Source organism: Roseateles sp. (assembly GCF_047654785.1).
Taxonomy (GTDB): Bacteria; Pseudomonadota; Gammaproteobacteria; order Burkholderiales; family Burkholderiaceae_C; genus Pelomonas.
The window spans coordinates 375,685-400,736 of record NZ_JASGKQ010000002.1 but is presented as its reverse complement, the minus strand read 5'-3'; the positions used below and the strand labels follow the sequence as shown (position 1 = coordinate 400,736).

Annotated in this window: 19 protein-coding genes and 1 pseudogene; 14 read left to right on the top strand and 6 right to left on the bottom strand. The window is 66.7% G+C overall.

The features are described 5' to 3' along the window. Positions 1-7 precede the first annotated feature (7 nt). Positions 8-1,870, top strand: coding sequence for an ABC transporter ATP-binding protein (locus tag QM788_RS06470; protein ID WP_415661167.1), 1,863 nt, complete (start codon positions 8-10; stop codon positions 1,868-1,870). 233 nt (positions 1,871-2,103) lie between these two features. Here the strand turns inward: QM788_RS06470 and QM788_RS06465 are convergent, their stop codons facing one another. The 5 genes and pseudogenes from QM788_RS06465 to QM788_RS06445 form a co-directional block, all read right to left on the bottom strand. Beyond that, positions 2,104-2,406 carry a hypothetical protein gene (locus QM788_RS06465; RefSeq protein ID WP_415660660.1) on the bottom strand — a complete coding sequence of 101 codons (303 nt, stop codon included), beginning with the start codon at positions 2,404-2,406 and terminating at the stop codon, positions 2,104-2,106. Next, positions 2,396-6,550: an RHS repeat-associated core domain-containing protein gene (locus QM788_RS06460; protein WP_415660659.1), complete on the bottom strand. Its 4,155-nt coding sequence runs from the start codon at positions 6,548-6,550 to the stop codon at positions 2,396-2,398. The genes QM788_RS06465 and QM788_RS06460 overlap by 11 nt, the downstream gene beginning before the upstream one ends. 302 nt (positions 6,551-6,852) lie before the next feature. After that, positions 6,853-7,645 (bottom strand): annotated as a pseudogene (locus tag QM788_RS06455) (IS5 family transposase); the annotation flags it as partial. Between the two features lie 39 nt (positions 7,646-7,684). Further along, entirely contained in the window at positions 7,685-8,746 is a 1,062-nt protein-coding gene (locus QM788_RS06450) for an aldose epimerase family protein (RefSeq protein WP_415660658.1), read from the bottom strand. Beyond that, positions 8,746-9,513, bottom strand: a complete 768-nt coding sequence (locus tag QM788_RS06445; RefSeq protein WP_415660657.1) for an SDR family NAD(P)-dependent oxidoreductase — start codon at positions 9,511-9,513, stop codon at positions 8,746-8,748. Before QM788_RS06445 ends, QM788_RS06450 begins: the two co-directional genes overlap by 1 nt. A 223-nt stretch (positions 9,514-9,736) precedes the next feature. Here QM788_RS06445 and QM788_RS06440 point away from each other — a divergent pair, with 223 nt between their 5' ends. The 11 genes from QM788_RS06440 (at position 9,737) to QM788_RS06390 (ending at position 22,029) form a co-directional block, all read left to right on the top strand. Then, positions 9,737-10,666: a dihydrodipicolinate synthase family protein gene (locus QM788_RS06440; protein WP_415660656.1), complete on the top strand. Its 930-nt coding sequence runs from the start codon at positions 9,737-9,739 to the stop codon at positions 10,664-10,666. A gap of 136 nt (positions 10,667-10,802) precedes the next feature. Further along, positions 10,803-11,726, top strand: a complete 924-nt coding sequence (locus tag QM788_RS06435; protein ID WP_415660655.1) for an arabinan endo-1,5-alpha-L-arabinosidase — start codon at positions 10,803-10,805, stop codon at positions 11,724-11,726. Between the two features lie 16 nt (positions 11,727-11,742). Further along, positions 11,743-12,834 (top strand): ABC transporter ATP-binding protein, encoded by a 1,092-nt coding sequence (locus QM788_RS06430; protein WP_415660654.1) that lies wholly within the window; start codon positions 11,743-11,745, stop codon positions 12,832-12,834. Next, positions 12,831-13,721 (top strand): carbohydrate ABC transporter permease, encoded by an 891-nt coding sequence (locus tag QM788_RS06425; protein ID WP_415660653.1) that lies wholly within the window; start codon positions 12,831-12,833, stop codon positions 13,719-13,721. Before QM788_RS06430 ends, QM788_RS06425 begins: the two co-directional genes overlap by 4 nt. Next, complete coding sequence (locus QM788_RS06420) at positions 13,718-14,551, top strand: carbohydrate ABC transporter permease (protein WP_415660652.1); 834 nt, start codon at positions 13,718-13,720, stop codon at positions 14,549-14,551. The genes QM788_RS06425 and QM788_RS06420 overlap by 4 nt, the downstream gene beginning before the upstream one ends. Continuing rightward, the gene (locus QM788_RS06415) at positions 14,551-15,882 is read left to right on the top strand and encodes an extracellular solute-binding protein (protein WP_415660651.1); all 1,332 of its coding nucleotides are present in this window, start codon (positions 14,551-14,553) and stop codon (positions 15,880-15,882) included. Before QM788_RS06420 ends, QM788_RS06415 begins: the two co-directional genes overlap by 1 nt. Continuing rightward, positions 15,879-17,405, top strand: a complete 1,527-nt coding sequence (locus QM788_RS06410) for an alpha-N-arabinofuranosidase (protein ID WP_415660650.1) — start codon at positions 15,879-15,881, stop codon at positions 17,403-17,405. Before QM788_RS06415 ends, QM788_RS06410 begins: the two co-directional genes overlap by 4 nt. After that, positions 17,402-18,340 carry a family 43 glycosylhydrolase gene (locus QM788_RS06405; protein WP_415660649.1) on the top strand — a complete coding sequence of 313 codons (939 nt, stop codon included), beginning with the start codon at positions 17,402-17,404 and terminating at the stop codon, positions 18,338-18,340. The genes QM788_RS06410 and QM788_RS06405 overlap by 4 nt, the downstream gene beginning before the upstream one ends. Before the next feature lie 4 nt (positions 18,341-18,344). Next, the gene (locus QM788_RS06400) at positions 18,345-20,243 is read left to right on the top strand and encodes a glycoside hydrolase family 97 catalytic domain-containing protein (RefSeq protein ID WP_415660648.1); all 1,899 of its coding nucleotides are present in this window, start codon (positions 18,345-18,347) and stop codon (positions 20,241-20,243) included. A gap of 23 nt (positions 20,244-20,266) precedes the next feature. Beyond that, the gene (locus tag QM788_RS06395; protein WP_415660647.1) at positions 20,267-21,019 is read left to right on the top strand and encodes a FadR/GntR family transcriptional regulator; all 753 of its coding nucleotides are present in this window, start codon (positions 20,267-20,269) and stop codon (positions 21,017-21,019) included. Positions 21,020-21,039: 20 nt separating this feature from the next. Next, positions 21,040-22,029, top strand: coding sequence for a LysR family transcriptional regulator (locus QM788_RS06390; RefSeq protein ID WP_415660646.1), 990 nt, complete (start codon positions 21,040-21,042; stop codon positions 22,027-22,029). Positions 22,030-22,107: 78 nt separating this feature from the next. Here the strand turns inward: QM788_RS06390 and QM788_RS06385 are convergent, their stop codons facing one another. Then, entirely contained in the window at positions 22,108-22,344 is a 237-nt protein-coding gene (locus QM788_RS06385; protein WP_415660645.1) for a hypothetical protein, read from the bottom strand. A gap of 361 nt (positions 22,345-22,705) precedes the next feature. Between QM788_RS06385 and QM788_RS06380 the strand changes: the two genes are divergently transcribed. Both QM788_RS06380 and QM788_RS06375 read left to right on the top strand, forming a co-directional pair. Continuing rightward, on the top strand, positions 22,706-23,719 hold the full coding sequence (locus QM788_RS06380) for a transposase (RefSeq protein ID WP_415660644.1): 1,014 nt from the start codon (positions 22,706-22,708) through the stop codon (positions 23,717-23,719). 307 nt (positions 23,720-24,026) lie between these two features. Continuing rightward, entirely contained in the window at positions 24,027-25,040 is a 1,014-nt protein-coding gene (locus tag QM788_RS06375) for a transposase (RefSeq protein WP_415660643.1), read from the top strand. The last annotated feature ends 12 nt before the right edge of the window (positions 25,041-25,052 follow it).

Sequence of the window (25,052 nt, the reverse complement as noted above, 5' to 3'; positions counted from 1 at the left end):
CCGATCCCTGGCCGCGCGCTTCGAGCGCCTCGTCGACCCCTATCCCGAGCCCACCGGCACCCACCACGCCGCGCCGTTGCCGGGCGGGTTTTTCGCCTTCCTGTGGCGCTGCGCGGACGGCGTGCGGCCGCATTTGCTCGCCGTCACGCTGTTCACCGCCGGCATCGCGGCGGCCGAGGCGCTGCTGTTCAGCCTGATGGCCTCCCTGGTGGACTGGCTGGCCACCGTGAAGCCGGCCGAGCTGTGGACCCGGCCGCAGCCCGTCATCACCGCGCTGCTGGCGGTGCTGGGCGCCAGCGTGGTGCTGGCGGGGGCGCAGTCGCTGACCAAGTACCAGGGCGTGTTCGGCAACTTCCCGATGCGGCTGCGCTGGCTCTTCCACCGCCGCATGCTGGAGCAGAGCCTGGCCTTCTTCGGCGACGAGTTCGCCGGCCGCATCGCCACCAAGGTCATGCAGACCGCGCTGGCGGTGCGCGACACCTGGCTCATCGTCGTGGACATCCTGGTCTACGTGGCCGTCTACTTCGGCACGCTGGTGGCCATCGTCGCCAGCTTCGACGCCTGGCTGATGCTGCCCTTCGCCGGCTGGCTGGCGCTGTACCTGGTCGCGCTGCGCTACTTCGTGCCGCGCCTGGGAAAAATCGCCCAGGCCCAGGCCGACGCGCGCAGCCTGATGACCGGCCGCATCACCGACGCCTACACCAACATCGCCACCGTCAAGCTGTTCGCCCACGGCCGCAGCGAGGCCGCCTACGCCAAGGCGGCGATGCAGGACTTCATGCGCACCGCCTACGGGCAGATGCGGCTGGTGACCGGCTTCGAGATCGTCAACACGCTGCTGTCGGCGCTGCTGGTCGGCAGCACGGCGCTGCTGTCGCTGTGGCTGTGGGGCGTGTCGGCCCTCGGCGTGGGCGCCGTCGCGGCGGCCACCGCGATGGCGATGCGGCTGAACGGCATCTCGCACTGGGTGATGTGGGAGATGGCGTCGCTGTTCGAGCACATCGGCACCGTGCAGGACGGCCTGGCCACGCTGACCCGGCCGCAGGCCATCGCCGACGCGGACGGCGCCGCCGAGCTGGCCGTCACGCGCGGCGAGGTGCGCTTCGAGCAGGTGCGTTTCGCCTACCCGAACGGCAAGGTGGTGGTGGACGGGCTGGACCTGGCCATCCGGCCCGGCGAGAAGATCGGCCTGGTCGGCCGCAGCGGCGCCGGCAAGAGCACGCTGGTGAACCTGCTGCTGCGGCTGTACGACCTGCCCGGCGCGGACGGCGGGCAGGCCGGCGGCCGCATCACCATCGACGGCCAGGACATCGCCCGCGTGACGCAGGACTCGCTGCGCCGCCACATCGGCATGGTCACGCAGGACACCTCGCTGCTGCACCGCTCGGTGGCCGACAACATCCGCTACGGCCGCGCCGAGGCCACGCCGGCCGAGGTGGCGCGCGCCGCCGAGCGGGCGCACGCCAGCGAGTTCATCGCCCAGCTCTCCGACCCCAAGGGCCGCACCGGCTTCGAGGCGCACGTGGGCGAGCGCGGCGTCAAGCTCTCCGGCGGGCAGCGCCAGCGCATCGCCATCGCCCGCGTGATGCTGAAGGACGCGCCCATCCTGCTGCTGGACGAGGCGACCAGCGCGCTGGACAGCGAGGTCGAGGCGGCCATCCAGCAAAGCCTGTACAGCCTGATGGAAGGCAAGACCGTGGTGGCCATCGCGCACCGGCTGTCCACCATCGCCGCGCTGGACCGCCTCGTCGTCATGGACGCCGGCCGCATCGTCGAGCAGGGCACGCACGCCGAGCTGCTGGCCCGGGACGGCATCTATGCGCGGCTGTGGGCGCACCAGAGCGGGGGATTCCTGGGGCTGGACGATTGAGCCGGCGCGGCGGGCCGCTGCAGGGGCTCGCGCCGCACTGATCGGCGGCGGGCGCTTTGAGCCCCTGGCTGATCAACAGCCCGATCTGCGCTCGTTCTTCGAGGCCGAGGTTTGAATGTCCTGTGGACACTTGTGCGAGTCATTGGGGGTTGCTGGCGGGGTTGCACTTCAGATTTGAGCCCGCCCAGTTTTTGAAACAAAGCTCCATCACGTCCGTAAATTCACGATCCCGACTATTCGCCGGAGCCGGGGAAGTTCTCCAACATCGCTTTGATATCGCGGCTGAAGGAAGACAGATGGAACGATGAATGCTCAACAAAGTGAACATCAATATCCACAAGTAGGTCTTCCAACTCGGATGGACTCAAAGTTCGCCCCTTGTTCTTGGCAATGGTTTGCAAAAGCCAGGCACTAGCTCCGACCAAGTCCTGCAAGTCAGCGCAGATGCGCCCATAGGCCTCTTCGTCTGGCGCAAAAGGGCGCAACTGCTCCAAGAGCGACTGCGGAGCAGAAATTATGTTCAGGTCATTTTCCATTCGGAAGCCTCAGACGAAGCCTGTCAATTTCCGACTGCCAGACCTTAATTTCATTGCGCCAGTGATTGGATGCCGGGCAATTAGGTTCTTTGTCCAGCTTCTTGTTGTGGTCGTCAATCTGACCCTGCAGGCCGTCAATGCGCTTGCGCGTCTGCTTATTGTTCTGAGCCAACAGAGGGTCAACGGGGATGGGGGCAAGCGGGTCGCCAAACACTCCTTCGACGACGCGACTCAAGTACGGTTGCACATAAGGGTTGATAACTTCACCGATTCTGTAACCCGTCATCCCAGCGCGATAGACCGCAGCCGCCGGATTCAGTCCCTCTGGATCGGTATAGCTCAGCGGATTTCCCTCGACGTATGCGTAGGTATTGATACCGCCCGCCAGCCCGATGGGGTCACTTTGCGTATACCTGCCCAGAGCTGCATCGTAGTACCTGTTTTGGTTGTACCACAATGAACTTTCTTGATCGTAATACTGCCCGGGGAAACCAGTGTTCAATCCGCCGACAACGTCAACCGCGATGCTGCGGTCAAAAGCGGCATTAACGGCGCGCCATACGACGGCACCCGATGCGTCTGTGAGGGCCTCCGGGCGCCCAGTTTGGTCATTGTGGCTGGCATAAAATTGGCCCGCACGCGCGATGCCAAACAACTCCCCTTCGATTCGAACATAGGCCGTCGAATTGGCTCCGATCTCGTAGAGCAATTCACCGCTCGGCGAATACCCATACCTGGTTTCCACACCAGAAGCGTTCTTAAACACCCGATGCCCCAGGGCGTTACTACGGTACTCAGCGACCCCCAAACCATTGACGCCCAGCGCAGAAAAGCGGTCGAACGCATCGTAGGAATAGAACCTGACGCCATCACTTCGATTCTCACTGGTCAAGTTTCCGTAAGAATCATAGCCAAAATAACGCGCAAGCCCTGGAGCCGTCCACGAGCTCACACGGTTGCTGTTTCCAAAAATTGATACGCCATACGCCATGCCCTGCCGGGTCTGCGCGATGCGGTTTCCGGTGCCATCATAGGTAATGGATTGACTATCGGCTCCAATCACCTCAGAAAGCCGGTCGACAGCGTCATAGCCATAGTTTGCGCTGGTTGCGCCATACAGCGCATCACTGCGCGAGGCGATGGTGTCGACATTGCTATAACCCAAGCTGACGCTCTGAGCCGACGCCCCTGCCATCTGGACGATACGTCCGTCGGCGTCGAGCGTGACAAGCCGCGGGACATTGTTTCCGAAACGCCACCCATATCGCTGGCCAGTACCAGGTTGATAAAGGAAGGAGTCGCTCAATGTCGCCCATGCCCCGCTCAAATTGCTGGAAACCAGGCTGAGTCGGCCAGCGCCGTCATAACTGAAAGACAGATTCAACCCTGTTGGATAGCTCATCCCGGTCAATCGACCATACGTGTCGTAACTCCAACCTGTCATGAAGGAGCTTCCAACAACCGTCGAAATCTGCTGCACCAGTTCACCTGCACCGTTAAACGAATAACTGGTCTGCCCTGTTACATCGTTCAGCCGCGTGAGTCGGCCTTTCCCATACGCACCTTCATCATACGTGCGCGTCTCGCTGATACCACCGGATGTCCGGCTGGCTGGCCGGCCAAGCGCATCATAGGCGTAAGTTATGGTCTTGCCGTTTGATCGGCTTTCGCTGACGAGCCTTCCGCCAGCGTCATAGCCATAGTGTGTGCCCCCAGTATCCGGACTCACGCGCGACACAATGTCCCCAAAAGCGTTATACGCGTACTGGGTGACCAAGCCTCGAGGGTCGGTCACGGACGCAAGATTGCCATCGGCATCGTAGGCGTAGTTGATCTTCGCACCGTCAGCTGAAGACCTGGACGTTTGGCGATCAAGTTCGTCATAGGTGAAGGAGGTCACGCGACCTTGTGCATCAGTCACCGCCTTCAAATTGCCGTTCTTGTCATATTCGTAGGCCAGCAACTGGCCATTGTTCCCTGGCTTTTGATGCGGGCGCCCCAGACTATCGAAAACTTGTTTGGCGTCAAAGCTTCCGCTCGCGAGAGCGATCGGCGTCAGATTCGAGGGATCCGGAACATGCCGATCGGACCATGCGGCGGCAGTCCGGGAGGCCACATCCAACCCAAATTCAACCGCCCCACCTGCAACAGTTACGGAAGTAAGCCTGCCTGCGCTGTTGTAGGCATAGTACTTTGGCGCATGCCCACCAACTTGTGAAACAAGCGGGTTTCCACGACCATCATAAGAGAAATTCGCCGTCCGGTTGCCACCGCTCAATGCAGCAGAAATGGAGATCACATTACCGCGCGCATCGTATGAAAGCGCGGTCGAAACTCCGTTGGGATCGACTATCGTCTGCGGCTGCCCGTAGCCGTTGTGATTCAGGTACGTGGTGGTATGACCAACCGCATTCACGGCAGAGATCAAGAACCCCTGAGCGTTGTAGTTCTCCACATTGACCGCGTTTGATGAGCCAAGGTTCGCCGTCTCAACCCGACTGGCCAGTACATTGTTGGGGTGATCCGTGTACGAGATGGTTTTGGCCCGCACTTGCCCTGTGCGCAGGTCAGTGACATTTATGGCCGTTGGCCGCCATTTCGAGTCGTAGCCATAGGCTGTTTTACGGAAGGCACTTCCGTTGGCGCCCCATGTGTAGGCTTCCCTCAACTGCGATCCCGCGCCCCAGGCAAAAGTCTCCCTAAAAGCGAGTCCGGTGCCTGCCGCGCCAATGCGCTCTGTCATCTGGCCGTTGCTGTTCATGGAGTATTCGGTGCGCACCCCATTCCAGTCGATCGTATAGTCCAGAAAACCATTGGAATCGTAGAACCTGCTCGCAGCCGCGCTCGGGCACGTGCTGGTGGCGGCCCTGCTGACGCCGGTCAAACGTTTGAAGCTTCCCGCAGTCTGGAATGTATACGTGGTCGGCTGCCCCAGAGAATTTGTCAGCGTCGTCTGATTGGTGCCGTAGGAAAACGTATCGACGTCTTCGCCGTTATCCGTCCCGCTGCTGACGACACGTCGCGACGCATCGTATGAATAGCGCGTCGCCCTCACGCCGTCAATGGAAACGCCAGTCAGCAATGTACCGTCGGCTCCACTTTCATAGTGGTAGTTTCTAATTCCGCTGGTTCCGGCGGGCGGATTGACCTGGGACAGCATTCCAGCAGCGTTGTAGGCATACCCCCACACACCGCCATTCGGATCAGTAACACTGGCGACTCGACCGCCAGCCCAGCCGAACTGGACGGCGCGGCCGGATTTATGAACGACGGAAGCAAGTTGTCCGCTCGTATCATAGTTGTAGGTGTACAAGGCCTGCCCGTTCTGAAGAACGTCGACCAGCTTCGTATTAATCTGGGAGCCGGAGGGGGAGGCGCCAGTAGCAACGAATCGATAATTCACATTATCAATGAGCACATTGTAGTATCCACCGCTTGACACAACTGAACCCCAAGTGGTACCAGCACTGGATGTCCCGGAAGGCAGGGTGGTAAGCAAGGCCACACCATATGTCTTTTGCGTGCCATCCGGCAGCGCAAAGGTCGCGGAGAACATTGGCTGTGCACAATTGGGAGGCAGATGCGGCGGGCATGGCCCCCTGATGACCGTCAGGCGAGCCGGCTCCAGAGCTGATGACCAGCGCGAACCAAAAAGCGCTCCCGAGAAGGTGCCGCTGGAGCGGTAGGTTCGCGTCATGGACAAGCCAGCACCGGCAAAGTCCTTGAAGTCCACTTCATCTTGCACCTTTTCGCCGGTGGCAATGATGACGGGATTCGAGGACCGCGGGGATTTGCAGTCATCCGATGGGGCGTTGGAATCACTTGCCGGGCGTTCTCGGGAACCCAGCGAACCGGTGGAGCCACCCCCTCCCCCGATAAAAACAGGCAATGCCGGGCCTATGTAAACATTAATTCCATTCGTACTGAGCCCTTCGGGTTGCCTAACAGCAGAGCCAGAAACATCCACCCGGGGAAGTGAAAAATCAGGATCTGGCGCCGAATCTCGAGGCGAGATGTCACATTCGCTGGTGTGCTTGGGCGTGGGCGCAGAGAGACAATGGGCTCGAGCGCTCGATACTGCAACAAACGAAGCGACAAAAAAGAACAGCGCCCAAACTACGCACGACGTCAGATGCTTTACCATCACATGGCCTCCCGGCGGTATTTGTTATGGCTTGCATCGTCACGACGCTGGCTTGGCGAAATTCTAGATCGACCAGCAGGTTCCGGCAGGTTCACCCTATGGAACTTGGGTGATTAGGGCCACGCCTCCTGGGCCCAAAGGAGGCCACTGGGGTAATCCACAATTACCCTGGGCGCACATATCCGCCGAGGCCGCGGACGCGGCCGGTTGAGGCAACTGGCTGATCAGACCCCGCCATCGCTCCCGGCGAGCAGCCGCCCGCATCGACCGGAAGTGCTGGAGGCCTTAGAGCGTGTTGACGATCTCCTGAGTAGCAGAGCCAGAAACGCCAAATGGACGAACTGCAAGCTGGTGTTGAGCCAACGCTCGCAGTTCTTCCACAGTCTGCGGTTTTTCTCCAACCAGGCAAAGCTGCGCTCGACAACCCAGCGCTTGGGCATGACCTTGAAGGTGTGCAACTCGCTTCGCTTGGCGATCTGCACCGTCACGTGCTCACCCAGGATGTCCTTGACGCCTTGCGCGAAGGGCTGGCCTGTGTAGCCGCTGTCCGTCAGCACGCTTTGCACCCGCCCCAGCGACGGCTTGCAGCGCTTGAATGCCGCCAGCGCTCCTTTGCGGTCCGTCACCTCGGCCGTCGTGATCGCCACGGCATGGGGAAGCCCCTGGGTGTCCACCGCAATGTGGCGCTTGATCCCCGAGACCTTCTTGCCTGCGTCATAGCCCTTGAACCCCGCCGTGTCCGTGTTCTTCACGCTCTGCGCGTCCACGATCAAGAACGCGCTGCAGGCGTTGCGCCCCTGTCTCTCGCGGGCCGCGCCAACCTGATTTTTTTAAAGCCTGCTCCAGCACGCTCACTCCGTGCTGGTCAGGCTCGCTCCATTTGCGCCAGTACGCATAGACGCTGGGCCACTTCGGGAACTGCGGCGGCAGATAGCGCCATTGGCAACCCGTGTGCAGCAGGTACAGCACTGCGCAGAACACCTCGTACAGATCGACCTTGATCGGCTTGGTGCTGCGCCGAACGCTGCGCAGCAGCGGCTCGATCTCGGCAAACTTCTCTCGACTGATGTCGCTTGGGTACGGCTTCCTCTTCACCCAACAATTGTCGGAGGAAATGAGATCGTAAACACGCTCTTAGTCGAACCGATGCACCGTCGTGCTGCGCCGCGCCTGGCCGGGCCGCAGCACGGTGCTGGGCCAGTCGGCGCTGGCGTCGTGGTGGGGCGCGTCGGGGGGGTGCTGGGTTTCCAGGCACAGGCCGTCGCCCTGGCGGTAGACGCGGCCGCCGGGGCCGGCGAGGCGGCCGTCGAGGAAGTTGCCGGAGTAGAACTGCAGCGCGGGCTCGGTGGTCAGGATGTCCAGGCGCCGGCCCGAGTGCGGGTCTTCCAGCGTGGCGGCCGGGCGCAGGCCTTGCGCGTCCGGCGGCGCGTCGAGCAGCCAGTTGTGGTCGTAGCCGCGGGCGCGCAGCAGCTGCGGGTGGGCCTGGCGGATGCGGGCCGCGATCACGGTGGCGCCGCGGAAGTCGAACGGCGTGCCGGCCACCGGCGCGTGGCGCAGCGGGATCAGGTGCTCGTCCACCTCGCTGTAGCGCGAGGCGGGAATGGTCAGCCGGTGGCGCAGCGCGCTGCCGTGGCCGGCGAGGTTGAAGTAGTCGTGGTGGGTGAGGTTGACGACGGTGGCGCGGTCGGCCGTGGCCGTGTAGTCGATGCGCCAGCTGTCGTCGGCGGCGCCCAGCGCGTAGCGCACGTCCACCGTCAGCTCGCCGGGAAAGCCCTGGTCGCCATGCGGGCTGGTGAGCGTCAGCCGCAGCGCCTCGGCCTCGCCGGGCCGGGGCTCGGCGGGCTCGGCCGCCCAGAGCCGGTGGCCGAAGCCCTCGGCGCCGCCGTGCAGGCAGTTGGGGCCGTCGTTGCGGGTGAGGGTGTGGGCCTGGCCGTCCAGCTCGAAGCGGCCGCCGGCAATGCGGTTGCCGTAGCGGCCGACGATGATGCCGAACGAGGGGTTGCGGTGGACGTAGTCGTCCAGGTTGTCGAAGCCCAGCACGACGTTGCCGCTGCGGCCCTGCGCGTCCGGCACCCACAGGCCGGTGACGATGCCGCCCAGCGTGAGGGCGGTCAGCGTCAGGCCGCGGCCGTTGCTCAGCGTGTATTCGTGGACCGTGCGGCCGTCGGGCAGCCGGCCGTAGTCGCGGCGCTGCATCAGACCCAGCCGCCGTCGACGACGAAGTCCTGCGCGGTGCACATCGCGCTGTCGTCCGCCGCCAGGAACAGCGCCATCGCGGCGATGTGCCCGGGCATCAGCGGCTGGTCGAGGCACTGGCCGCGGGCGATCTCCTGCCGGGTGTCCTCGGTGACCCAGAGCCGGAGCTGCTTCTCGGTCATGACCCAGCCCGGCACCAGCGTGTTGGCGCGGATGCCGTGCGGGCCGGCGTCGCGCGCCAGGCAGCGCGTCAGGCCCTGCACCGCCGCCTTGCTCGCGGTGTAGGCCGGCATGCCGCCCTGCTTGAGCCGCCAGCTGATGGAGCCGAAGTTGACGATGCTGCCGCCGCCGGCCGCCTTCATGTCGGGCAGCACGGCCTGCGCGGCGAAGAACTGGTGCCGGAGGTTGACGGCGATGCTGGCGTCCCAGAGCTCGGGCGTGGTGTCCTCGACGGCGTGGCGGCGGTCGTTGGCGGCGTTGTTCAGCAGCACGGTGAACGGGCCGCTGCGCTCGCGCAGCAGGTCGATGGCGCCGCGCAGCGCCGGGACGTCGGACAGGTCCGCCGCCGCGAACTGCGGCGCGTGGCGCGAGCTGGCGGCCAGGCGCGCGGCCAGCGCCTGGCCCTCGGCCGCCGCCAGGTCGATGAAGGCCACCCGGGCGCCCTGCGCGGCGAACGCCTGCACCAGCGTCTCGCCGATGCCGGTGGCGCCGCCGGTGATCAGCACGCCCCGGTCCTGGAGGCTGGGGTAGTGGGCGCTGGAACTCATGGGGGCCGTCTCCGTTCGGGTGCTGGCCCGGCCTCCTGGGCCAGGCGATGGTGCATTATTAGTCATACTTTTTTGTTTGCAAAGCCGCCAATTCTCGGGTTAACCCCAGTGAACAATCTCAAATAGTCATACTTTAATGAGCGCCATGCCGGTGAGGACAACCGGCCCGGCGCCGCCTGGCGGCGCCTGGACATCCACTTCCCCAGAGACAAGGGACCGTCGCATGAGCGCTGCCACCGCCCGCCCGTACCGGGGCGTCTTCCCGGTCGTTCCGACCATCTTCAACGCCGACGGCACGCTGGACCTGCCGGGCCAGTTGCGCTGCGTGGATTTCATGATCGACGCCGGCTCCCACGGCCTGTGCATCCTGGCGAACTTCTCCGAGCAGTTCGTGCTGTCGGACGCCGAGCGCGAGACGCTGACCCGGGCCATCCTCGGCCACGTGGCCGGCCGGGTGCCGGTCATCGTCACGACGACGCACTACGCGACGCAGATCTGCATCGAGCGCAGCCGGCTGGCCGAGTCGCTCGGCGCGGCGATGGTGATGGTGATGCCGCCGTACCACGGCGCCACCTACCGGGTGTCCGAGGCGCAGATCGAGGGCTTCTACCAGCGCCTGTCGGACGCGATCGGCATCCCCATCATGATCCAGGACGCGCCGGTGGCCGGCACGCCGCTGCCGGTGCCGCTGCTGGCGCGCATGGCCGCGAACATCGCCAACGTGAAGTACTTCAAGCTGGAGATGCCGCAGGCCGCCAGCAAGATGCGCGAACTGATCCGCGTGGGCGGCGCGGCCATCGAGGGCCCGTGGGACGGCGAGGAGGCCATCACGCTGCTGGCCGACCTGGACGCCGGCGCGACGGGCGCGATGACCGGCGGCGCCTTCCCGGACGGCATCCGCCGGATCTTCGACGCCTTCCACGCCGGCGACCGCGAGACCGCCGTGGCCGAGTACGGCCGCTGGCTGCCGCTGATCAACTACGAGAACCGCCAGGGCGGCATCCTGACCGCCAAGGCGCTGATGAAGGAAGGCGGCGTCATCCGGTGCGACGCGCCGCGCCACCCCTTCCCCGAGATGAGCCCGGAAGTGCGCGCGGGCCTGCTGGACGCGGCCCGGCGCCTCGACCCCCTGGTCCTGCGCTGGGGCAAGTAGCCCACCCCCTACCGGCTTCGCCGGCCCCCTCGAGGGGGCGCCGCTGGTGGACCGGCAAAGCCGGATCCACGGCGGCTGCGCGACGGCCGGCGTCCTGCGTCGCCGGAAATTCGGCGTACTGATGAGAGGTGTTGTGATGCGATTGCTTCTGATCCTGGTCTGCGCATGGCTGATTGCCGGCAATGCCAGCGCACTGGAACCCCAGGGCGACACCGGCGCGCACGACCCGACGCTGCTGATCCAGGGCGAGCGCTGGTTCGTCTTCACGACCGGCCCGGGCCTGCAGCGGCTGGTGTCCACCGACCAGGGCCGCACCTGGCGGCGCCTCGCGCCGGTGTTCACGCGGGCCCCGGCCTGGTGGGCCGAGGCCGTGCCCGGGCAGAAGCCGCTGGACGTGTGGGCGCCCAAGGTCTTCCAGCACGCCGGCCGCACCTGGGTGCTGTATTCCATTTCCACCTTCGGCAAGAACCGCTCGGCCATCGGCCTGGCCAGCAGCGACGCGCCGGACGGCGGCGACTGGCGCGACGACGGCCTGGTGGTGCAGAGCCGCGCGGGCGACGACTTCAACGCCATCGACCCCGACCTGTTCGCCGACGCCGACGGCAGGCTGTGGCTGAGCTACGGCTCGTTCTGGGGCGGGCTGCGGCTGACGCAGCTGGACGCGAAGACGCTGAAGCCCGTCGGCGGCTCGACCTTCATCGCTCGCCGCAAGGGCGGCATCGAGGCGCCGACGATCATCCGGCGCGGCGGCTGGGTCTACCTGTTCGCGTCCTACGACCTGTGCTGCCGCGGCGCCGACAGCAGCTACAACATCCGCGTGGGCCGCGCCCGCAGCGTGGCCGGGCCCTACCTCGACCGCGACGGCCGGGACATGATGGACGCGGGCGGCACGCCGCTGCTGGCGGGCGGCCCGCGCTGGAAAGGGCCGGGCCACCAGGACGTGGCCGGCGACTGGCTGGTACACCATGCCTACGACGCCGAGCACGGCGGCCGGCCGCAGCTGCGCATCGCGCGCCTGGGCTGGACGGCGGACGGCTGGCCCGTCATCGACGAAGAATGAACCGGAGACAAGCGACGTGGCGGGCCTGAAGCTGGAGAACCTCTGCAAGCGCTACGGCGCGGTGCAGGTCATCGCGGACCTGTCGCTGGACGTGGCGCCCGGCGAATTCGTCGTCTTCCTGGGCCCCTCGGGCTGCGGCAAGACCAGCCTGCTGCGCATGATCGCGGGGCTGGAGGAGGTGACGGGCGGGCGCATCCTGATCGGCGACCGCGACGTGACGCACGCCGCGCCGGGCCAGCGCAACCTGGCCATGGTGTTCCAGCACTACGCGCTGTACCCGCACATGACGGTGCGCGACAACCTCGCGTTCGGGCTGAGGAACATCGGCATCCCGGCCGACGAGATCGCCCGGCGCATCGCCGAGTCGGCCCGCATGCTGGAGCTGGACGCGCTGCTGGAGCGCAAGCCGGGGCAGCTCTCCGGCGGCCAGCGCCAGCGCGTGGCCATCGGCCGCGCGGTGGTCAAGGAGCCCGGCATCTTCCTGTTCGACGAGCCGCTGTCCAACCTCGACGCCGCGCTGCGCGGCCGCACGCGGCTGGAGCTGGCGCAGCTGCACCAGCGGCTGGGCGCGACGATGGTGTTCGTCACCCACGACCAGATCGAGGCGATGACGCTGGCCACGCGCATCGTCGTCATGAAGGGCGGCGCCATCGAGCAGGTGGCCACGCCGGCCGAGCTGTACCGGCGGCCGGCGACGAAATTCGTCGCGAGCTTCATCGGCACGCCGGGTATGGGCTTCATCCCGGTGGCGCGGGCGGCGGACGAGGGCGGGCGGGCCGTCGTCACGGTGCCGGGCGGGGCGCCGGTGGCGACGCGCGTCGCCGCTGGCGGCCTGCCGTCGCAAGGCCTGGTGCTGGGCGTGCGGCCCGAGAACCTGCGCGTGGCCGACGCCGGCCCGCTGCGCGGCCGCGTCGAGCTGGTCGAGTTCCTCGGCGAGCGCACGCTGGCGCACCTGACGCTGGACGGCGGGACGCCGCTGATCGTCACCGTGCCGGCCGGGCAGTCGCCGAAGCCGGGGGCCCACGTGCACGTCGCGGTGGATCTGGCGGAGGCGCATCTGTTCGATGAGGGCGGCCGTGCGCACCATGCGCTGGAGTCGCTCGCATGAGCGCCCCCACCGTCGGCCTGCGCGCCTCGCGCCCGGCCTACGCGCTCTTCGTGCTGCCCTTCGTCGCGATCTACGTCGCGCTGCTGCTGTGGCCGCTCGCCAAAGGCATCTGGATCAGCTTCCACGACCACGACCTGCTGTCCGACGACAGCTTCTGGGTGGGCCTGGCCAACTACAAGGAGCTGTTCGGCGACGAGGTGTTCCGGCAGGTCGTCTGGAACACCGTCCGCTTCGTCGCCATCAGCACGCCCATCTTCGTGATCCTGTCGCTGATGCTGGCGCTGGCGCTGAACCGCCCCGGCCGGCTCGCCACCCTGCTGCGCGCCACCTTCTTCTGCGCCTCGGTCTTCTCGGTCACGCTGATCACGCTGGTCTGGAAGCTCGCGCTGATGCCCGAGCGCGGCCTCATCGCGCAGGCCTTCGCGGCCATGGGCCTGCCCGAGCTGCCGCTGCTGACCAGCGACAGCCTGGCGCTGACCACCATCGCCCTGGTCACCGTCTGGTGGATCATCGGCCTGCCGATGATCCTGTTCCTGTCGGCGCTGCAGCAGATCCCGTCGGACATCTACGAGGCCGCCGCGCTGGACAACACGCCGCGCTGGCGCGTGCTGACCCACATCACGCTGCCCAGCCTGAAGCGCGCCATCGTGCTGGTCGCGCTGATCGAGGTGATCCGCCAGTTCCAGGTCTTCCCGCAGATCATGCTGATGACCAACGGCGGGCCCAACAACACCACGCGGTCCATCGTGCAGTTCACCTACGAGCAGGCCTTCATGCAGCTGTCGCTGGGCTATGCGACGGCGGCTTCGCAGGTGCTGCTGGCGATCATGCTGGTCGGCGTGTCCGCGCAACTCTGGCTGGAACGCGAAAAGGGAGGCAGGCGATGAACCCCTTGCTGCGCCGCGGTTGGTTCGACCGCTTCGTGATGGCCGCCCTCACGCTGCTGGCCCTGGCCTGGATGGCGCCGCTGCTGTGGGTGCTGGCGCTGTCCTTCAAGCCCAACGAGTTCCTGCTGCGCCACACCGACGTGTTCCTCGCGCCGCCGTACACGCTGGCCAACTACCTGGACATCCTGCAGACCTCGCAGGTGTTCCGCTGGCTGGGCAACAGCGTGGCCGTCGCGCTACTGCAGACGGCGGGCGTGCTGGTGCTGTCGTCGCTGGCCGGCTACGGCTTCGCGCGCTGCGAGTTCCCGGGGCGCCGGCTGCTGTTCGCGCTGGTGATGTTCGGCCTGGCCATTCCGGCGCAGTCGGTGTTCATCCCGCTGCACCGGCTGTTCTCGGAGTGGAACCTGCAGAACACCCTCGCCGGCCTGGCGCTACCGGGCCTGGCCGCGCCGTTCGGCGTCTACCTGATGACGCAGTACTTCAAGGCCATCCCGGCCGAGCTGGAGGAGGCGGCGATGCTGGACAACGCGTCGCGCTTCAAGACCTTCCTGACCATCATCCTGCCGCTGACGCTGCCGGCGCAGGCCACGCTGGGCATCTTCACCTTCCTGGCCTGCTGGAACGACTACCTGTGGCCGCTGGTGATCGCCACGCAGCCGGACATGTACACGCTGACGCGCGGGCTCGCCTCCACGCAGACCAACTTCGCGCAGTCCGAGGGGCTGGGCTTCCTGATGGCGCAGGCGGTGTTCGCCGGCGCGCCCGCGCTGATGCTGTACCTGTTCTTCCAGCGCCACCTCGTGACGGCCGTCGCCGGGACGGGCAAGTGATGAAGCGCCTGTTGCTCTGCCTCGGCGCCGCGCTGCTCGCGGCCTGCGGCGCACGCACGCCCGAAGCCGGCAAGACCGAGATCACGCTGATGCGCTTCTTCGGCAGCTGCGAATCGCAGTACGGCCAGGTCGCCAAGGCGTCCGAGGGCGTGGGCGAGTGCGGCATCGTCACCGCGCTGGTCAACGAGTTCAACGCCACCAACCCGGACGGCATCGTCGTGCGCACGCAGATCGGCGAGTGGGGGCCGTACTACGACCAGCTCACCGCCCGCCTGGTCGCCAAGGACGTCCCGACGGTCGCGGTCATGCACGAGTCCGCGCTGGGCGACTACGTGCGCCGCAAGCTGGTGCTGCCGCTGGACGCCGACTTCGCGCGCATCGGCATCCCGGTGGACGACTTCACCGAGCACGCGCGCAAGGGCACGACGTTCGACGGCCGGACCTACGCGCTGCCCTTCGACACCTGGGCCTGGCTGTGGCACATCAACACCACGCTGATGAAGCAGGCCGGGCTGCTGGGCGCCGACGGCCAGCCGCTGCTGCCGCGCTCGCCCGACGAGCTGCTGGCGCAGGCGCGGCAGTTCAGGCAGCGGACCGGCAAGCCCTACTTCGCCTGGGCCGTGGCGAACGAGACGGCCGCCAACAACCGCAGCTTCCAGACCCTGGTCGCGCAGCAGGGCGCGCCGCTGTTCGCCGCGGACGGCAAAAGCATCCACATGCAGCAGCCCGCCGTCGCCAACGCGCTGACGCTGATGCAGACGCTCTACCGGGAAGGCCATGTGCGGCCCAACCTGGACTACGCCGCCGCCAACCAGGCCTTCCTGAACGGCCAGGCCGGCGTCGTCGTCGTCGGCACCTGGACCATCGACCAGTTCCTGCGCGAATCGCAGAAGCCCGACTCGCCGTTGAAGGGCGGCTACGCGGTGCGGCCGTTCGCACAGCTCTACGCCCGGCCGGCCGTGTTCGCCGACGGTCATTCGTGGGCGCTGTTCAAGGGCGGCACGGCCGACGCCCGGGGCCATGAGGCCGCGCTGAAGTTCCTGAAGTTCGTCTGGACGCGCACGGCCGAGTGGTCGCGCACCGGCCACCTGCCGGTCAGCAGGACCGTGGCGCAGAGCGCCGCCTTCCGCGCGCTGCCGCAGCGCGCGGCGCTGGCCGAGATCACGAGCACCGGCACGGCCATGCCCGGCAACGTGCCCACGCAGCGCAACATCGAGCTGCTGATCGGCGAGGACGTGGCCAACCTGCTGCTGTCGGGCAAGCCCGTGGCCGAGGTGCAGGCCAGCGTCGAGAAGCGCGTCAACAAGGCTCTGCAGAAAGCGCGCCGATGACCTTCAAAGCCAGCCTCACCGTGGACCGGGATTTCGACATCGCGCCGCTGGACCGCCGGCTGTTCGGCGTGTTCGTCGAGCACCTGGGCCGCGGCGTCTACGGCGGGATCTACGAGCCCGGCCACCCGACCGCCGACGAGCTGGGCTTCCGCAACGACGTTGCCGAACTGACGCGCGAACTCGGCGCCACCATCGTCCGCTACCCCGGCGGCAACTTCCTGTCGGGCCACGACTGGGAAGACGGCGTCGGCCCCAAGGCCCAGCGCCCGCGCCGGCTGGACCTGGCCTGGTTCTCCACCGAGACCAACCAGGTCGGCACGCACGAATTTCTGCATTGGTGCCGCCAGGTCGGCATCGAGCCCATGTTCGGCGTCAACCTCGGCACGCGCGGGCCGGACGAGGCTCGCCGCTACCTCGAATACTGCAACCACCCCGGCGGCACCGCGCTGTCGGAGCTGCGCCGCAGCCACGGCGCCGAGGCACCGCTGGGCATCAGGTTCTGGTGCCTGGGCAACGAGATGGACGGCCCCTGGCAGATCGGCCAGAAGACGGCCGACGAGTACGGCCGCATCGCCAAGGAGACCGCCAAGCTGATGCGCTGGGCGGACCCGGGCATCGAGCTGGCCGCCTGCGGCTCCTCGGCCTACGACATGCCGAGCTACGGCACCTGGGAAGACCGGGTGCTGGAGCACTGCTTCGAGTTCGTCGACTACCTGTCGCTGCACAGCTACTTCGTGAAGCCCCCGGCGGACGGCAGCACCGAGAGCTTCCTCGCGCAGATCGAGACGAACGCGCGCTACATCGAGGACACGGTGGCCATCGCCGACGCGGTGGCCGCGCGCAAGCGTTCGGCCAAGCGGCTGATGCTGTCCTTCGACGAGTGGAACGTCTGGTACCGCGCCCGCCACGGCGAGCACCTGAGGCAGGCCGGCTGGCCCGAGGCGCCGCGGCTGCTGGAGGAGGTCTACACGCTGGAGGACGCGCTGCTGATCGGCGGCATGCTGACCATGTTCATGAACCATGCCGACCGCCTCAAGGTCGCCTGCATGGCGCAGCTGTGCAACGTCATCGCGCCCATCATGACCGAGCCCGGCGGCCCGGCCTGGCGGCAGACCATCTTCCACCCGTTCGCGCAGGCGGCGCGCTGGGCGCGGGGCCGGGTGCTGCGGCCGGTCATCGCATCGCCGGGTCATGCCAACGCCCGGCACGGCGAGCTGCCCTACCTGTGCGCCAGCGTCGTGGACGACGCGGCCACGGGCCGGACGGCGGTGTTCCTGCTGAACCGCCACCTGAGCGACGAGATGGACCTGTCCGTCACGCTGCGCGGCCTGGGCGCCGAACGCGGACTGGTCAGCGCCGAGCAGCTCCACGGCGCCGACCTCAACGCCACCAACACCGCCGACGCGCCCGGCCGCGTCGCACCCCAGGCCCTGAACGGCGTGGCCATCGACGGCGAGCAACTGCGCGTGACGCTGAAGCCCGCCTCCTGGAACGTCATCGTCACGAAAGCGCGGCGCGCATGAATTGGACCAACCCCCTCATCGAACAACGCGCCGACCCGCACCTGAGCCTCGTGGACGGCCGCTACTGGTTCACCGCCTCGGTGCCCGGCTATGACGCCATCGAGATCCGCGCCGCCGACAGCATCGCCGGCCTGGCCAGCGCGCCGGCGAAAGTGATCTGGCGCGCGCACGCCAGCGGCCCGATGAGCTGGCACGTCTGGGCGCCGGAGCTGCACCGCCTCGACGGCCGCTGGTTCGTCTACTTCGCCGCGGCCGAGCGCGAGGACATCTGGAAGCTGCGCATGTATGTGTTGGCGTGCCAGGGCGACGACCCGCTCACCGGCGCCTGGATCGAACGCGGCCAGATCGCCACGCCCGAGGAAGGCTTCTCGCTGGACGCGACGCCCTTCGAGCACCGGGGCAGGCGCTACCTCTGCTGGACGCAGAAGAGCCCGCCGACCGAGAGCAACCTCTACCTCGCCGAGCTGGCCGACCCGTGGACGCTGGCGAGCGCGCCGGTCCTCATCACCCGCCCGGACCTGCCCTGGGAGCGCATCGGCTTCCACGTCAACGAGGGCCCGGCCGTGCTGCGGCGCCACGGCCGCGTCTTCATCGCCTACTCGGCCGCCGCCACCGACGCCAACTACTGCATGGGCCTGCTGTGGGCCGATGAGAACGCCGACCTGCTGGACCCGGCGAGCTGGCACAAGTCGCCCACGCCGGTGTTCGCCACCGACGAGGCGGCGAGCCAGTTCGGCCCCGGCCACAACAGCTTCACGACGACGCCGGACGGCCGCACCGACCTGCTCGTCTACCACGCGCGCAACTACCGCGACATCGTCGGCGACCCGCTGAACGACCCCAACCGCCACGCCCGCGTGCAGCCCTTCGGCTGGCGCGCCGACGGCTTCCCCGACTTCGGCCGGCCCGTGCCGGACGGCCCCTGCACCGCCTGACGCCATGCGAATCCTCGCCCCGCTGCTGCTCGCCCTGCCCGCGCTCGCCCAGGCGCTGAACAGCCCGGACGGCCAGCTCCGCGTGGACGTGGCCGTCAACGCCGAGCGGCAGCTCGTCTACAGCGTGCAGCGCGCCGGCCAGCCGGTGCTGCTGGCGTCGCGGCTGGGGCTGCTGCTGGAACAGGGCGACTTCGCCAACGGGCTGAAGCTCGTCGCCGCGTCGCCGGTGACGCCGCACCGCGAGCGGTACACGCTGGCCGCCGGCAAGAAGGGCCGCGTGGATTACCGCGCCAACGAGCAGCGCTTCACCCTCGCCAACGCGGCCGGCCAGCAGTTCAGCGTCACGCTGCGCGCGTCCGACGACGGCGTGGCGTTCCGCTACTCGGTGCCGGGCCCGGGCCGCAAGACCTTCCAGGACGAGCTGACCCGCTTCGCCTTCCCGGCCGGCGCGCGCGCCTGGCTGCAGCCCATGTCCGTCGCCAAGACCGGCTGGAAGCGCACCAACCCGTCCTACGAAGAGCATTACCAGATGGACGTGCCGGTGGGCACGCCGGCGCCGTCGCCCGCGGGCTGGGCCTTCCCGGCGCTGTTCCGCGCCGGCGCCAACTGGGTGGCGCTGACCGAGGCCGGCATGGACGGCCGCTTCCACGCGTCGCGGCTGGCGAGCGATTCGGCCGGCGGCAGCTACCGCATCGGCGGGCCCGACGCCCGCGAGGTGCAGGCCGGCGGCCCGCTGCTCGCCGACGTGGACGGCCCGCTCACCACGCCCTGGCGCGTGCTGGCCATCGGCCCGCTGAAGACACTGATGGAGTCCACGCTCGGCACCGACCTGGCCGCACCGGCCGTCGCCTTCGACCCGCGCAGGCTCCAGCCCGGCCATGCGTCCTGGAGCTGGGCGCTGCTGAAGGACGAGGGCACCGTGTTCGAGGTGCAGAAGCGCTTCATCGACCACGCCGCCGACATGGGCTGGAACTACACGCTGGTGGACGCCGACTGGGACCGCAAGATCGGCGACGCGAAGATGAAGGAACTGGCCGGGTACGCGAAGGCGAAGGGCGTCTCGCTGCTCGCCTGGTACAACTCCTCGGGCGACTGGAACGACACCGAGTACAGCCCCAAGGGCGCGCTGCTGACGAAGGACGCCCGCGCCCGCGAGTTCGCCCGCGTGAAGGCCCTCGGCATCCAGGGTCTGAAGGTGGACTTCTTCGGCGGCGACGGCGCCTCGGTGATGGGCTACTACGTGGACATCCTGAAGGAAGCCGCCGACGCGGGCCTGCTGCTGAACTTCCACGGCGCGACGCTGCCGCGCGGCTGGAGCCGCACCTACCCCCACCTGATGACGGTGGAGGCCGTGAAGGGCTTCGAGTTCGCCACCTTCACGCAGCAGGACCAGGACGCCGTCGTCCGCCACGCGGCCATGCTGCCCTTCGCGCGCAACCTCTTCGACCCGATGGACTTCACGCCCATGGTGTTCGGCGACATCCCCGGCATCCGCCGCGCCACGCGCAACGGCTTCGAGCTGGCGCAGGGCGTGCTGTTCCTGTCCGGCATCCAGCACTACGCCGAGACGCCCGAGGGCATGGCCACCGTGCCGGCCGACGTGAAGGGCCTGCTGCGCGAGCTGCCGCGCCGCTGGGACGAGGTGCGCTTCCTGGCCGGCGAGCCCGGCCGCTTCGTCGTGCTGGCGCGCCGCGCCGGCCGGCAGTGGTTCCTGGCCGGCCTGAACGCCGACGACGCGCCGCGCGCGCTCACGCTGGACCTGGCCTGGCTGGGCCGGCGCGAGGGCCAGCTCATCACCGACGGCGCCGGCGAGCGCGAGTTCCGCCAGGGCCGCCTCGCCGCCGGCCCCGCCGCGACGCTGACGCTGGCCCCGCGCGGCGGCTTCGTCGCCCGCTTCCGATGAGCGCATTTGGTAGCCTGACGCCGATGCGAACCCGAGCGGACCACTCCACCTACGCCGCCCCCGCCGAGGGCAAGAGCCAGCACGCCCGCATCGTCAGCGAGCTGGGCCTGGCCATCATCGGCGGCGAGCTCAAACCCGGCGACAAGCTGCCGCCCGAGGCCCAGCTGCTGGAGCGCTACGAGATCAGCCGCCCGGTGCTGCGCGAGGCGGTGCGCGTGCTGGTCGCCAAGGGCCTGGTGGTGTCGCGCCAGCGGGCCGGCGCCATCGTGCGGCCGCGCAACGAGTGGCACATGCTGGACCCGGACGTGCTGTACTGGCTGATCCAGGCCCAGCCGCAGCGCGACTTCGTGCAGACGCTGCTGGAAGTGCGCCGCATCTTCGAGCCCGCCGCCGCGGCGCTGGCCGCCCGCGCCGCGAGCGACGCGCAGCTCGCCGGCATCGCCGCCGCCTACGAAGGCATGGCCGCCGCGCGCACCACGGCCGAGCTGCTGGAGCCCGACCTCGCCTTCCACCGCCGCATCGCCGAGGCCACCGGCAACGACCTGCTGGCCTACATCGGCAACATGCTGTCGCTGGCGCTGCGCGAGTCCATCATCCTGAGCAGCCAGCTGCCCAACACGCACGAGCTTTCGCTGCCGCGCCACAAGGCCATCCTGACCGCGCTGCAGGCCCGCGACGCGCTCGGCGCCCGCCAGGCCACGCTGGTGCAGCTGGAGGAAACCGGCGACGACCTGTCCACCGTGCTGGCCGAAGACGGCCGCGTGAACCTGGCCTGAACAGACACCGAGGACCGCCGATGGCCCGCGAAGAAGAAGACGGCGACGGCCCCGGCACCGGCCTGACCGACGCCAGCCCCAACCCGAACTGGTTCCTGCGCGCGCGGCTGAAGACGCGCCAGCTGCTGCTGCTGATCGCGCTGGACGACGAGCGCAACATCCACCGCGCCGCCGACGCCCTCTGCATGACCCAGCCGGCCGCCTCCAAGCAGCTCAAGGACCTGGAGGACATGCTGGACGTGAAGCTCTTCGAGCGCCAACCGCGCGGCATGGCGCCCACGCTGTACGGCGAGACCATGATCCGCCACGCGCGCATGGCGCTGACCAGCCTCTCGGCCGCGCACGACGACATCGTCGCGCTGAAGCACGGCCTGTCGGGGCAGGTGGAGGTGGGCGTCATCATGACGCCGGCCATGGGCCTGCTGCCGCGCGCGATCTCGCGCATCAAGCTGCAGGCGCCCAGGCTGCGCATCGGCGTGCAGATGGACAGCAGCAAGGTGCTGCTGGAGCTGCTGCAGCGGGGCCGGCTGGACTTCATGATCGGCCGCATCCTGGACGAGGGCGGCGCCGAGGGCCTGCGCTACGAGGAGCTGACCGTGGAGCCGGCCTGCGCCGTCGCGCGCGTCGGCCACCCGCTGCTGAAGGCCGACAACCTCAAGCTCGCCGACCTGGCCGACCAGCCCTGGATCCTGCCGCCGCCGGGCAGCGTGCTGCGCCACCGCTGGGAGCTGATGTTCCGGCGCGCGGCGCTGGAGCCGCCCGCCAACTGCGTGGACACGACGGCGCTGCTGCTGATCACCGCGCTGCTGCAACAGACGGACTCGCTGCACGTGATGCCGGTGGAGGTGGCGCGCTACTACGCGTCGCTGAACGTGCTGGCCATCCTGCCCATCGAGCTGCCCTGCCACATGGACGCATTCGGCATCCTCACGCGCGAAGGCCACCTGATGTCGCCGGGCGCGCGGCAGCTGCTGCACGAGGTGAGGCTGGCGGCGCGGGATCTCTATTGAGCCGCCGTCACGGCGCCACCGAGTTCACGAGGATGTGCTGCAGCGCCTCGTTGACGCGGTAGCTGGTGCGCCCGGCCTTCAGCTTGCGCAGAAAGACGTCGCCGGCCAGCGCGTCGAGGTATGTCGGCGTGTTGATGAGCCGTCCCCGCCGAACGCCGCCGACGTGCTGAACGTCAGCGTCTCTGTCACCCAGCCGCCCGCCTCGTGCTGCACCAGCAGTTCGTGGTCCCAGGCGTGGCCGTTCTCCACCGGCCCCTGCCGGCCGCCGAACACTGCGTGCGCCCAGGCCAGCAGCTGCGCCACCTCGGCTATCACGGCCGCGTGCGCGGCCTCACGCTGGAGGCCATGGCCTCCAGCGTGAGGATGCCGTCGGAGCCGTCGCTGAGGTCGAAGATGAGGAGGCGCATCACCGCGCAGTGGTTCAGGCTACAGCCTTCCTCATAGACAGCAAGCGCTGCAGGCTTGGCAAGCCTCGAAGACTGAATTCCAAACGACCACAGGCGGTTCTTGACGGCCAGTCGCCCGAAAGCAGCTACAGTAGCCAATTTCCAGATTGATACAGCGTACCCTGAGCGTCGAGTGCTATGGATATTTTAGGACTTACGCAAACGTTTAAATAAATAGACCCTGCATGGTATTTGTTGGATAATGTGCCGCATCGACCTCAGCATGCAAATTGTCCATCAAAAGAATCGACTACTGCCAGTTCATCCTGACCAGCCAGACCAATTTCACCATGACGAACTTTGCGGATCACGGCCAGGGATTCAGCCACGATGCGGTGAAGCGGTACCTGCAAGGCGACAAGCTGTCGGCCAGCTTGGTTTGGGAGCATGCGCAGCGTGAAATCGTTCCATCCCCCCGGGGATGCATCGTGTTTGACGACACCATCCTCGACAAGGGCCATTCGCACCAGATCGAGTTGGTTCGCCGGCAGTACAGCGGCAATGCCCACGGCATCATCAAAGGGATCGGCCTGGTGAACTGCCTCTACGTCAACCCCGACACCGGCGAGTATTGGCCCATCGACTATCGATTGTTTGCGCCCGAGCAGGACGGCAAGACCAAGCTGGAGCACGTGCGCGACATGTTGGTCAGCGCTGCGGGCAACAAAGCACTGCCCTTCACCCGGGTGCTGTTCGACACCTGGTACGCCACGATGGAGCTGATGCTGCTGGTGGACAGCCTGGGCAGACGCTTTTACTGCCCGATCAAGGCCAACCGGCTGGTCGATGACAGCGCCGGCCAAACGCCGTACCGGGCAGTGAGCGGCTTGTGCTGGACGGCACAAGAGGCTGAGCGCGGCAAGCTGATCAAGATCAAGGGATTCCCCAGGGACTACAAGGTGAAGCTCTTCCGGGTGACGGTGTCTTCCCACCGCACGGATTGGGTCGTGACGAACGATCTGGCTCAAGATTCGACGCAGGGCACGCAAAAGGCGTGTGCGCTGCGCTGGAAGATCGAGCAGTTTCATCGAGAACTCAAGCAGCTGACGGGCGTTGAGAAGTGTCAGTGCCGCAAGGCGCGAATGCAGAGAAACCACATCGCCTGCGCGATCTTGGTTTGGCTGCGGCTGCGGGCGGTGGCCAAGGAAAAACTCTCTTCGATGTATCAGATCAAGACCAGTTGGCTTTCCGAGCGGATGCGCCAGGAGCTGCGAAGTCCTTCGGTTTTGATGCGTTTTGCGTAAGTCCTAGGATATTTATCCGGCATACCCAGGAGCACCCTGCCAAGGATCGACCTTCTCGAACGAGAGGTACTCTCGCGCCGTGAAAATAATCCCTTGTTCACCGCCCAGATTTATCTAGCTTAACTCTGGAGAGGGCGAGCCCTATTAAATTGAATTCAGGTTATTTGGTCAAATCAAAGCTTTACTGCCCGCAGATCGACGCGCAGCAGTTAAAAGAGATTACTTTAGGACTTACGCAAATGTTTAAATTAATAGACCCCGCAGGGTATTTGTTGGATAATGTGCCGCATCGACCTCAGCATGCAAATTGTCCATCAAAAGAATCGACTACTGCCAGTTCATCCTGACCAGCCAGACCAATTTCACCATGACGAACTTTGCGGATCACGGCCAGGGATTCAGCCACGATGCGGTGAAGCGGTACCTGCAAGGCGACAAGCTGTCGGCCAGCTTGGTTTGGGAGCATGCGCAGCGTGACATCGTTCCATCCCCCCGGGGATGCATCGTGTTTGACGACACCATCCTCGACAAAGGCCATTCGCACCAGATCGAATTGGTTCGCCGGCAGTACAGCGGCAATGCCCACGGCATCATCAAAGGGATCGGCCTGGTGAACTGCCTCTACGTCAACCCCGACACCGGCGAGTATTGGCCCATCGACTATCGATTGTTTGCGCCCGAGCAGGACGGCAAGACCAAGCTGGAGCACGTGCGCGACATGTTGGTCAGCGCTGCGGGCAACAAAGCGCTGCCCTTCACCCGGGTGCTGTTCGACACCTGGTACGCCACGATGGAGCTGATGCTGCTGGTGGACAGCCTGGGCAGACGCTTTTACTGCCCGATCAAGGCCAACCGGCTGGTCGATGACAGCGCCGGCCAAACGCCGTACCGGGCAGTGAGCGGCTTGTGCTGGACGGCACAAGAGGCTGAGCGCGGCAAGCTGATCAAGATCAAGGGATTCCCCAGGGACTACAAGGTGAAGCTCTTCCGGGTGACGGTGTCTTCCCACCGCACGGATTGGATCGTGACGAACGATCTGGCTCAAGATTCGACGCAGGGCACGCAAGAGGCGTGTGCGCTGCGCTGGAAGATCGAGCAGTTTCATCGAGAACTCAAGCAGCTGACGGGCGTTGAGAAGTGTCAGTGCCGCAAGGCGCGAATGCAGAGAAACCACATCGCCTGCGCGATCTTGGTTTGGCTGCGGCTGCGGGCGGTGGCCAAGGAAAAACTCTCTTCGATGTATCAGATCAAGACCAGTTGGCTGTCCGAACGGATGCGCCAGGAGCTGCGAAGTCCTTCGGTTTTGATGCGTTTTGCGTAAGTCCTATACGAT